Below are 9,608 nucleotides of genomic sequence, written 5' to 3'. Positions count from 1 at the left end.
TTTTATGACCCCACTCGAATTTAAACAAGCGGCTTAACCTCTACTAACCACTGGCTTACTCAATAGGGAAGCGTACAGTATCTTCTAGGGGCTCGGGCTCAGGGTCGTCTTTAGAGCAGGTAATAGTGAGCAGCACAAAGCTCAGAAGTAAGATAGAGAGAATGCGTAACATAGAGACTAAAAGAGAATAAGATGAGGTATTACGGCTAATTCAGCCTTATTTCATAAGCATAAGTGCTAAACGATTGCAAGAAAGCAATCCGTTAGAGAATTATATCAAGTATGAATATAACGGCAAATTAGAAAGACCAGCAAAGTTGAGAATAGGGCTAGATCAGGAAATAGGCAGTCTTTTCTACGTCCTTTCACTGCATAAATAAAAAACGGCCTTTCCTGCTCAGAAGTAGGAAAGGCCGTTGGGTAAGTACCAGAGAGACAGTTAGGGAGTGCAGAGCAAGGCTATCAGGCTAAACAAGAGCAGAATGAAGCCAATAAATAATAATTGCCAGTGGTTTTTTGACAAACTGGTGTGCTCCGGTTTCCATTCGTTACGATGCATAGAGGGTAGGAGTGAAGCAAATAGTTAGGAGTGAAACTAGCGGAAAACCGGGCTATCGACGTGACGTTTTTAGTACTTGCCAGGGCGGGGTAGCTTTAGGAGCAGCCTTTAATTCTTCTCTGCGCCGTTGTTCCACTAGGGCATTGCTCCATATATAGACGGTGGCGTTGTTGGTCAGCGTGTTCTGTTCATAGCCCAGGTATGCTTTTTCGCCCTGCCAGACGTGTTTCTCTACGTGGTCGTTGGCTTGATAGCCGGGGCCATATAAATCAGAAAAAGCCTCCAGCATACCCCGGCTATTGGCGTCGCCCTGGGTTGTGAGACGTACCGTAATGAGCTTGCCTTTATAAAAGTAGTAGAGAATGCTGGCGGCCTGCGCCTGTCCAATTTGATACGAGTCGGTTGTGCGACGGTATATTTTGGTGTGACCGGTGGCATCCACCAGCACCAGGTTGCGGAAGGCAGAGATAGGCGTTTCAAATGTTACATCCCGAAATCCATACGTGCGGTCTAGTTGCTGCAAGCCATCGGCGGTGGGAGCAGTAGAAAATGCATCAACAGGTTGCTGCTGCGCCTGTGCCATTGGGCAAGCAAAGAAAAGCGCACTAAGTAAAAGAGCGGAAAGTAGCGTACGAGGCATACCCGGAAACGAATAAAAGGGACAGTGTGAGAGTATTGCAGACATTAGTGTTTGCCGCTAACGATAACGGGCAAGTACAACATGCCTGTGCAAATTCACTCAAAACACAAGCCAAACGCACTTATTAAAGAAAAAAAGTCCTATTTCTTTATCTGGTTTAGATAATATAGATGATGGATAGCACGATAAGGAGAAAGGCTAAGTCGCATAGTCCGTGGCATACGTAAAGAGTAGAACAAATAAGAGAGGCTATGCAGTAGGAGAATTAGACTCCGACAGTAGGAGGGGAGTTGGCGCGTCATCGGGTAGCACTTCGGCACCGCTGCCGGCGTCGGGCACCAGGCGCTTCCAGGCTGCCTGTTTCAACTCATCGAGGCGGCTGAGCGCGTCGAGGACGGTGGTGTTATTTTGTACTTTATGGAAAAAGCCGGTTTTGTGGCCGGCCTGTATCAGCTGCTCCAGCACCAGGGGTAGCACCCAGCCTACAACGTTGGACGCCAGCGCCCCGCGTAGCCCTAGGCGTACTAGCACCCGCGCCGCCATGCGCTCCAGTAGCAGCGCCCGCGCGGCCGGAAGCGCCTTGCTGGTAACAAAGTCGCTGACCAGCTGCATATTGCCTTTCTGAACTTCTGCCTGTAGTACATCGTGTACTGCCGTAAGCGCCGTAGCTACGGCCCGACGGAAAAGCTGGCCTGTTTGCCAGGCTGCCAGGCCCGTAGATTTGGCAGCTTGCAGGAGGCGGGGCAACAGAGCAGAAGTATTCATGCGAAATATAAAATAGGACGGAAGAAGTTGTCTTTGTACGTAGCAAAGCTGCTGGGAAGATGCTATTTTTGTAGATTCTTACGTAGTGCGTTTTTCCATTTATGCCCGCTTTTCTCCTGGATATCAATTTACAGCAACTGCCTGATGAATACCTGGCCGGCGAGTGGCGGGTAGCAGACCGGGTGCTGAACCGCACGGCACCCGATAGCGCACTGGCCCTGGCCACGCGCTTTCTGCTGTCGCCGGGCATGCTGAAGGTGGAAGCGCCGCAGCAGGAGAAAACCGGCTCGTGGGCCGTGCAGCGCGACGAGTTGTTGCAGCGCCCCTACCTGCAACTAACGCTGCCCCAAGAAGATACTCGCGCCCTGATTACGCGCATGCGCCGCTCGCCCGATGGGCGGGAAAGCCGTTTGAACCTGTATTTCCTGTCAGGAATGGAATTACAACTCACGCGCCCGTAACCGCTTTATTAACCTCTACACCTGTCTTCGTATGGATGATGCTGCCCACGCCGCCATTTCGCACTCGGCTGATCAGGAAAACGCTCAGTTTCTCTTTCTGGCTGAGGTAATTCCGCAGTTGGTCTGGATTACCGATCCGGAAGGGTATCACACCTACTTCAATCAGCACTGGATTGATTTCACGGGCTACGATGTAGAAGCCAGCAAGGGCACCGAAATGTGGAACAACCTGCTGCACCCCGACGACCGGCAGCGTGCCCGCGACCGGTGGAGCCACTCGCTGCGCACGGGCGAGTTCTACGAGATTGAATACCGGTTTTTGTCGAAACAAGGTGGCTACCGTTGGTTCCTGGGGCAGGCCCTACCGCAGCGCAATGCCGAAGGCACTATCGTGCGCTGGTTTGGTACCTGCACCGATATTCAAGGACAGAAAGAGAAGGAAGAGCAACTGCGCCAGCGCGAGCAGGAACTCACGACACTGGCCAATGCCATTCCGCAGATGGCCTGGATGGCAGAGCCCAGTGGCCATATATTTTGGTACAACGAGCGGTGGTACGAGTACACGGGCACTACCCTGGAGCAGATGCAGGGCTGGGGCTGGCAGACCGTTATGCATGCCAATTATGTAGACGGCATTACGGAGCGCTTGAGCCGTGCCTTTGAATCAGAGGATTCCTGGCAGGATACCTTCCCTATTCGGAGCAAGGAGGGCGAGTACCGTTGGTTTTTATCGCGGGCCGTGCCGCTGCGCGATGAGAATGGCAAGGTGCTGCGCTGGTTTGGTACCAATACGGATGTGACCGAGCAGAAACAATTGCAGGAGCAGGTAGAGCGTTCCTACTCCGATCTGGAGGCTAAAATTACCTTCCGCACGCTAGAGCTGGAGCATCAGGTGCAGGAACTGCGCCAGCGTCTGGGCGAGGCGTAGGAGTTTTAGCAAAGGATACGAACAGTGAAAAACGGCCTAATGGGCCGTTTTTTTGCTTTATACCAACGTTGCTTTCGTGGCTGCGGTACAAGGGTGAAACGATTTGTCTTTCCTACCCTCCCGTGCTATGCAAGCCATTGTAATTACCGCCGCTGGCGGTCCCGAAAAACTACAACTTCAGCAGGCGTCCACGCCTACCCCCACTGCGCACCAGGTATTGGTGCGAGTACAGGCCGCCGGCGTCAACCGCCCCGATGTGCTGATGCGTCAGGGTAAATACGCCGGCGCCGGCGACGTGGCGGGCATGGTACCGGGCCTGGAAATAGCGGGCACCATAACGGAGTGCGGCGCCGACGTAACCCGCTGGCAGCCCGGCGACACCGTATGTGCCTTACTACCAGCCGGCGGCTACGCCGAGTACGCCGCCGTGGATGCCGGCCACTGTCTACCCCTGCCCGATGGCTGGAGCTTCGCCGAAGCGGCTTCCCTACCCGAAACCGTGTTTACGGTGTGGCACAACGTGTTTGAGCGCGGTGCGCTGCAACCCGGCGAAACCCTGCTGGTGCATGGGGGTAGCAGCGGCATTGGCATCACGGCCGTGCAGCTGGCGCACGCCTTGGGTAGCCGGGTGGCGGCTACGGCCGGTACAGAAGCCAAGTGCGGTGCCGTGCGGGCACTGGGTGCCGAGTGGGCCATCAACTATAAAGAAGAAGACTTTGAGCAGGTGCTACGCGAGGCCAGTGGGGTAGATGTCGTACTGGACATGATTGGCGGCGACTACACGGCCAAAAACCTGCGCTTGCTTCGGCCCGATGGTCGGTTGGTGTTCATTAATGCTATGCAGAGCGCGCAGGGCGAGTTCAACGCGCTGGAGGTGATGCAGCGCCGCCTTACCATTACGGGGAGTACGTTGCGGCCCCGCTCGGCTGAGTTCAAGGCCCGGCTGGCCGCCGCCGTAGAGCGCCACGTGTGGCCCTTGCTAACATCAGGTCAGTTTCAGCCGGTTATCTATCGCACCTTCGCCTTAGCTGAAGCTCAACAAGCACATGAGCTAATGGAGTCCAGCGAACATATCGGAAAAATTGTGTTAACAGTAGATTGAGTGGTAACTTGCCGGGCTAAATTCAATTAATTCCCAATGCAACAGTTCACTTACTCCCTGCCTCTTACTCGCCGGGTAGGGCAAGCCATTGTCTGGCTTACACTATTTCTGCTGGGGCCCGCTGCTCTGGCCGAAACCGTAAAATCGCCCAACGGACAGCTTACCCTCGATTTCTCCCTGCAAAACGGGGGCGTACCTACCTACCACCTCACCTACAAAGGACGTGACGTCATCAAAACCAGCACATTAGGGCTGGAGCTGAAAGAGGCACCGTCCCTAACCGATGGCTTTGCTGTGGCCAGCACCAAAAGCGCCGCCATCAACCAAAGCTGGCAGCCGGTGTGGGGCGAGGTGAAAACTATTCGCAACCACTACAACGAACTGGCCGTGACCCTCACGCAGGCCGCTACCCAGCGCACCGTGCTGGTGCGCTTCCGGGTGTTCGACGATGGCCTAGGCTTTCGGTACGAGTTTCCGCGCCAGCCCAACCTGGGGTATTTTGTGGTGAAGGAGGAAAAGACGCAGTTTGCCCTGGCCGGCGACCACAAGGCTTTTTGGTTACCCGGCGACTACGACACGCAGGAGTACAGCACCGTTACCTCCAAGCTCTCGGAGGTGCGCGGGCTGATGAAGGCAGCCACCACGCCCAACGCCTCCCAAACGCCGTTTTCGCCTACCGGCGTGCAAACGCCGCTCATGCTCAAAAGCAAAGATGGGCTGTACATCAACATCCACGAAGCAGCGCTGGTTGATTATTCGTGCATGTCGCTGGAGCTGGACGATAAGAACATGGTGCTGACCTCGCACCTGACGCCCGACGCGCAGGGCAACAAGGGCTACCTGCAAACGCCCTGCCTCTCGCCTTGGCGCACCGTACTAGTGAGCGACCGGGCCGGTGATATTCTGGAATCCAAGCTGGTGCTGAACCTTAACGAGCCTACCCGGTTCAAGGATACGTCCTGGATCAAGCCTACCAAGTACGTAGGCGTGTGGTGGGAGATGATTACGGGCAAGAGCACCTGGGCCTACACCAACATGGACAACATCAAGCTCGACAGCATTGACTACAGCAAGGTGAAGCCCAACGGCACCCACGCCGCCAACACGGCCCACGTGAAGGAGTACATCGACTTTGCGGCCCAGCACCACCTCGACGCCGTGCTGGTAGAAGGTTGGAACACGGGCTGGGAAGACTGGTTTGGCAAGAGCAAGGATTACGTGTTCGACTTCGTGACGCCCTACCCCGACTTTGATGTGGAGGAACTGCACCGCTACGCCAAAGGCAAGGGCATCAAGATCATCATGCACCACGAAACCAGCGGCTCGGTGCGCAACTACGAGCGCCACCTCGACTCGGCTTTTCAGTTCATGAATAAGTATGGCTACGACGCCGTGAAAACGGGTTACGTGGGCGACATCCTACCCCGCGGCGAGTACCACTACGGCCAGTGGACGGTGAACCACTACAACTACGTGCTGGAAAAAGCCGCTGAGCACCACATCATGGTAAACGGCCACGAGGCCGTGCGCCCTACCGGCTTATCCCGCACCTACCCCAACCTGATTGGCAACGAAGCCGCTCGCGGCACCGAGTACGAGGCCTTTGGCGGCAACAACGCCGACCACACTACCATTCTGCCCTTCACCCGCCTCATTGGCGGCCCAATGGATTATACACCGGGCATCTTTCAGACTAAGGTGAGTGCCTATAATCCGCAGAACAACTCCTTCGTGCACAGCACCCTGGCTCGGCAACTGGCTTTGTATGTAACCATGTACAGCCCGTTGCAAATGGCCGCCGACCTACCCGAAACCTACAACAAGTTTCTCGACGCCTTCCAGTTTATCGAAGACGTGGCCGTGGATTGGGACGACACGAAAGTGCTGGAAGCCGAGCCTGGCGACTACGTAACCATTGCTCGCAAAGCCAAAGGCACCAATAATTGGTTTGTCGGCAGCTCGTGCGATGAAAACGGCCGTACGTCCAGCATCAATTTTGCCTTCCTCGACCCTGGCAAAAAATACACGGCCACCATTTACGCCGATGCCAAGGACGCGCACTACGAGAAGAACCCGCAGGCCTACCAGATTCGCAAGCTCACCGTCACCAGCAAAACCAAGCTGAAGCAGTACTGCGCCCCCGGCGGCGGCTACGCCATCAGCGTAATGGCTGGGAAGTAGAATAAGGGCTACAGAGAAAAGGTGCCATCCTGAGCTTGCGAAGGATCTTATCACGCTAGAACGACTGTCGTTACAACGACTCGTCCAAACGTGATAAGATCCTTCGCAAGCTCAGGATGACACCTTTTTTTCTACATCCTTCACCCTGCCTCTTTACCGCATCACCAAGCACATAGGGGTAGGCACCTCCGCCGACTGCCCGGTGGGCGTGAGACGGCCCGTCGATTTATCGATGCGGAACGAGACGATGTTGTTGCTGCGCTGGTTGGCTACCAGCAGCATCCGGCCATTGGGGGTGAGGGTGAAGTTGCGAGGCCAGTTGCCGAGCACCGACTCGTGCTGCACCGGCGTGAGGCGGCCGCTACTTTGGTCCACGGCAAACACCACGATGCTGTTGTGGCCGCGGTTGGAGCCGTACAGAAACCGGCCGTCGGGCGAGAGATGTACGTCGGCGCAGTAGCTCTCGCCGGTGAAATCGGCCGGCAGCGTGGATACTACCTCGATTTCCTGGAACGTGCCCTGGGTCGCGTCGTACGTTAGGGCTGTCATGGTGGAGTTTAGCTCGCTGATGAGATAGGCGCGGCGGCCGTCGGGCGTGAAAATTAGGTGGCGCGGGCCGGCGCCTGGTTTTGTGCGAAACGCCACCGTGGGCCGTAGTTGGCCCAGGCGGGCATCGGCCAGCGGGTAGCCATACACGGTATCAGTGCCCAAATCAACGGAAAAAGCAAAGCGGCCAGCCGGGTCGGGTAGGAAGCAGTGGGCGTGGGGCGTGGTCTGGTTGGCGTGCGGCCCTTTGCCCTGGTGCTGATCGAAGAGGGTAGCCGGGCCGATGCCGCCGTTGGGCTGCACGGGCAAGGCGGCCACATTGCCGCCCACGTAGTTGGCCACCAGCACCAGCTTCTCGGGCGCATCGAGGCTGATATAACAAGGAGCCCCGCCCCGTGAGGCCTGCCGGCTGAGCAGCGTCAGGTCGCCCTCGGTGGGGCGTCGGGGTAGGGCAAAGGCGCTGATGCCTCCGCTGGGCTGGCCTTCATACTCCGTGGTTTCGTTCACGGCGTAGAGGTAGCGGCGTTTTTTGTCCAGCGTGAGGTAGGTAGGGTTGGCGCCGGCCCGGTAGCCGCGCACGCGTGTGAGGGCGCCAGTGGTGCCATTGAGGCGATACAGGAAAATACTCTCGGCATCGGCCCCGGCGTTGGTGCCCACGTACAGCAGCTGCTCATCATTGCTGCCGCCGGGCAGCGAGGCAGCACAGGAGAGCAGGGGGATGCCCGCCAGGCCCAGGCCGGCGGTGCGTAGAAACTGGCGGCGCGAGGCCGAAAAGCGGATGGCAGTCATGCGGGAGAGGCGCTAAACGAAACCCCAAGGTAACAACATCGGGCTAGCTGCCGCCGTACAAGCCTCGTTTACCGGCCAAAGGTTTCTTGGGCCGTTTCATCTGTAAAGCCGATTGACATGAAAAAGTCACTGTTTCTTGCTGCTGTATGTTCGTTGCTGCTGGGTGCCGGGGAACTGGCGTTGGCGCAAACTGCCCCCATGCAGAGCGATACCACTAAGGTGAAAATGAATAAGAAGCACGCCAAGATCAAAACCGACGATGGCAAGGCAAAAATCAACCGCAAAAAAGACAAAGCCCGCGTGAAGGGTGATATGATGAAGACCATGCCGCAGTAGATGCGCTAAGCTCATCTGTTCTTCAGGAAGCGCCCTTTATGTTGCTGTCGTATTTAATCTAATCCTCTCTCCCCATGAAAAAGCTGCTGTTTGCCGCTAGTCTGTTTTCCCTGTCGCTCAGTGCAGCCGTGGCCCAAACCGCCCCCATGCAAGGCACAATGCAAGGCGATAAAGTGAAGGTCAAAGAAGATAAACTGAAGGCCAAGGACAAAGACGCCGACGCCAAAGTGAAGGCCAACGACAAAAAGGCCAAGATGAAAACCGAGGATGGTAAGGTGAAAGCCAACGCCAAAAAAGGCACCATCAAAGGCAAGGGCGAAGCCGCTGACATGCGCTAAGCGCGTTGCAACGGCTCTGCTGAATTGAAAAAAGGCTTCTGCGCACGCGGAAGCCTTTTTTCGTGCGCTTGGTTAGGCCGTAAGAACAGTTCGGCAGCTATCAGCGTACGCTAAGGCAATCCTTACGTCACGCAAAGTACCTCATGAAAACTGCCTTAGTAATCGGCGCCACCGGCTTGGTGGGCGACTACCTGCTGCGCCAGCTGCTCTCCGACGACCAGTACGACAAGATTCACGTCTTCACGCGCCGCCCTACCGGCTACTCCAATCCTGATAAGCTGGAGGAGCACCTGATCGATTTCGACCGGCCCGCCGAGTGGCACGACCTGCTGCGCGGCGACGTGCTGTTCTCGTCTCTGGGTACTACCCTCAAGCAGGCCGGCAGCCAGGAAGCGCAGTATAAAGTGGATTACACGTATCAGTACGAAGCCGCTGCCGCCGCGGCCCGCAATGGCGTGCCCGCTTACGTGCTCATTTCTTCCGCCGGCGCCGACCCCGATGCCTTTGTGTTTTACTCTCGCATGAAGGGCGAGCTGGAGCGTGATGTGGAGAAGCTACCGTTTCAGCGCATCCGGATTTTGCAGCCGGGTATCCTGGCCGGTCCGCGCGACGAGGCGCGCCTGGGCGAGAAGGTAGGGGTAGTACTATCGCTGCTGTTCAGCAAATTGCCGGGGTTGCATCAGTATCGGCCCTACCACGGCCGCACGGTAGCGCAAGCCATGCGCGCCGCCGCCCAGGACACGACGCCCGGCATTCGCATCAGCACACTGGGGCAGGTGTTTGAGGAGATAGGAGAGTAGAGGACGTAGAAACCGTCTGTCATCCTGAGCAGCGCGAAGGACCTTCTGCCGCGTAAACGACTATCGTAACAACGACTCGTTCTGCGGGCAGAAGGTCCTTCGCGCTGCTCAGGATGACAGAGTTTATAAGCTACCTACAGCGCTTTCTGCACAGCCGCGATCA

Annotated in this window: 10 protein-coding genes; 7 read left to right on the top strand and 3 right to left on the bottom strand. The window is 56.6% G+C overall.

What is annotated here, in order from left to right:
* Window positions 1-611 precede the first annotated feature (611 nt).
* On the bottom strand, window positions 612-1,142 hold the full coding sequence (locus tag KYK14_RS20630; RefSeq protein WP_219161589.1) for a hypothetical protein: 531 nt from the start codon (window positions 1,140-1,142) through the stop codon (window positions 612-614).
* Between the two features lie 306 nt (window positions 1,143-1,448).
* The gene (locus tag KYK14_RS20625) at window positions 1,449-1,964 is read right to left on the bottom strand and encodes a hypothetical protein (protein WP_219161588.1); all 516 of its coding nucleotides are present in this window, start codon (window positions 1,962-1,964) and stop codon (window positions 1,449-1,451) included.
* Window positions 1,965-2,065: 101 nt separating this feature from the next.
* On the opposite strand from KYK14_RS20625, the gene KYK14_RS20620 reads away from it, so the two are divergent.
* From KYK14_RS20620 to KYK14_RS20605, 4 genes are all read left to right on the top strand, one after another.
* On the top strand, window positions 2,066-2,425 hold the full coding sequence (locus KYK14_RS20620; RefSeq protein ID WP_185283780.1) for a hypothetical protein: 360 nt from the start codon (window positions 2,066-2,068) through the stop codon (window positions 2,423-2,425).
* A gap of 31 nt (window positions 2,426-2,456) precedes the next feature.
* Window positions 2,457-3,353 carry a PAS domain-containing protein gene (locus KYK14_RS20615; protein WP_219161587.1) on the top strand — a complete coding sequence of 299 codons (897 nt, stop codon included), beginning with the start codon at window positions 2,457-2,459 and terminating at the stop codon, window positions 3,351-3,353.
* A 127-nt stretch (window positions 3,354-3,480) separates the two neighbouring features.
* Complete coding sequence (locus KYK14_RS20610) at window positions 3,481-4,455, top strand: NAD(P)H-quinone oxidoreductase (RefSeq protein WP_219161586.1); 975 nt, start codon at window positions 3,481-3,483, stop codon at window positions 4,453-4,455.
* A 36-nt stretch (window positions 4,456-4,491) separates the two neighbouring features.
* Entirely contained in the window at window positions 4,492-6,636 is a 2,145-nt protein-coding gene (locus tag KYK14_RS20605) for a glycoside hydrolase family 97 protein (RefSeq protein ID WP_219161585.1), read from the top strand.
* A 153-nt stretch (window positions 6,637-6,789) separates the two neighbouring features.
* Here KYK14_RS20605 and KYK14_RS20600 read toward each other — a convergent pair whose 3' ends face one another.
* Entirely contained in the window at window positions 6,790-7,971 is a 1,182-nt protein-coding gene (locus KYK14_RS20600) for a lactonase family protein (RefSeq protein WP_219161584.1), read from the bottom strand.
* Between the two features lie 117 nt (window positions 7,972-8,088).
* On the opposite strand from KYK14_RS20600, the gene KYK14_RS20595 reads away from it, so the two are divergent.
* The 3 genes from KYK14_RS20595 to KYK14_RS20585 all read left to right on the top strand — a co-directional run bounded on the left by KYK14_RS20595 (window position 8,089) and on the right by KYK14_RS20585 (window position 9,445).
* On the top strand, window positions 8,089-8,307 hold the full coding sequence (locus KYK14_RS20595; RefSeq protein ID WP_219161583.1) for a hypothetical protein: 219 nt from the start codon (window positions 8,089-8,091) through the stop codon (window positions 8,305-8,307).
* A 74-nt stretch (window positions 8,308-8,381) separates the two neighbouring features.
* Window positions 8,382-8,645, top strand: coding sequence for a hypothetical protein (locus KYK14_RS20590; RefSeq protein WP_219161582.1), 264 nt, complete (start codon window positions 8,382-8,384; stop codon window positions 8,643-8,645).
* Window positions 8,646-8,788: 143 nt separating this feature from the next.
* Complete coding sequence (locus tag KYK14_RS20585) at window positions 8,789-9,445, top strand: NAD-dependent epimerase/dehydratase family protein (RefSeq protein ID WP_208306462.1); 657 nt, start codon at window positions 8,789-8,791, stop codon at window positions 9,443-9,445.
* The last annotated feature ends 163 nt before the right edge of the window (window positions 9,446-9,608 follow it).

Origin of the sequence: Hymenobacter profundi (assembly GCF_019334315.1) — a bacterium.
GTDB classification, from domain to species: Bacteria; Bacteroidota; Bacteroidia; order Cytophagales; family Hymenobacteraceae; genus Hymenobacter; species Hymenobacter profundi.
The sequence above is the reverse complement of the archived record's forward strand: the minus strand, read 5'-3'. Positions and strand labels throughout refer to the sequence as shown.